The 1,014-nt window shown below is 49.7% G+C and carries 1 protein-coding gene; it reads left to right on the top strand.

The window, feature by feature from the left end; translation table 11 throughout:
- Positions 1–749, top strand: a 749-nt coding sequence (locus tag R7Q46_RS25355; RefSeq protein ID WP_318077963.1) for an ATP-binding cassette domain-containing protein, incomplete at its 5' end; no start/stop codon positions are given.
- Between the last annotated feature and the right edge of the window lie 265 nt (positions 750–1,014).

The following is a 1,014-nucleotide window of genomic DNA, read 5'->3' as shown; positions in this document are numbered from 1 at the left end:
GCAAACGCTACATTCACCGCCCTATTGTACAAGGTAAGATTGAGCTAGAACGCGTTACTTTCCACTACCCAGACTCACCAGTCGCGTCAATTCGAGATTTGAGTTTGACGATCAATCCTGGCGAGAAAGTGGCGATTATCGGCCGTATCGGTTCGGGTAAAACCACGTTAGAGCGTCTCATCATGGGCTTATACCAACCGACAGAAGGTCATGTTCGCATTGATGACACCGACATCGCGCAGCTTCATCATGTCGATATTCGCCGCAATATCGGGTGTGTGGCGCAAGATTCCAATCTGTTCTTTGGCTCCATCCGCGACAACATCACGTTAGGCCGTCCATTAACCGATGACCGTGACGTGATGGATGCAGCCAATCGTGCGGGTGTGACCGCCTTTACGCAATCGGATCCAGCAGGTTTGGAGCGTCAGGTTGGTGAAGGGGGCGCAATGCTTTCTGGCGGTCAACGTCAGGCGGTGACGATTGCTCGCGCGTTCCTTGGACGTCCTCCGGTACTCTTGATGGATGAGCCAACCAGTGCAATGGACAACCGCTCAGAAATGCACATCAAGCATCAATTGGCGCAGTTAAAACCGAGCGAAACGCTGATTTTGATTACACACAAAACGTCGATGCTCGACATCGTAGACCGCGTGATTGTAATGGAGAAAGGCAGCGTAATTGCAGACGGTCCAAAATCTCAAGTGCTGAACGACTGGAAGCAAGGTAAGGTTAGAGCAGTTAGCTAATCTCTGAAATCAAGAAAGCCACTATTGAAATACAAAGCCCCGTTGAATCGAATGTTTCACGGGGCTTATTTGATCGGCAAACCAAGATAGTTCAGCTCTTCAAGCACAACCCAAATAAGCACGAACCCCACGATCACCACCAGCATCATGATCGCCTTTTCATCTTCTTCCATACGCCCGCGCCTCTCCTACCGACTTCTTTCAACCACTACTAGGTTAGCAGGACGAAGGTCATATTCATCAAATTTATGACGCGCTTCACTTG

The sequence above is a fragment of the Vibrio sp. 811 genome (assembly GCF_033339195.1).
The sequence above is the reverse complement of the archived record's forward strand: the minus strand, read 5'-3'. Positions and strand labels throughout refer to the sequence as shown.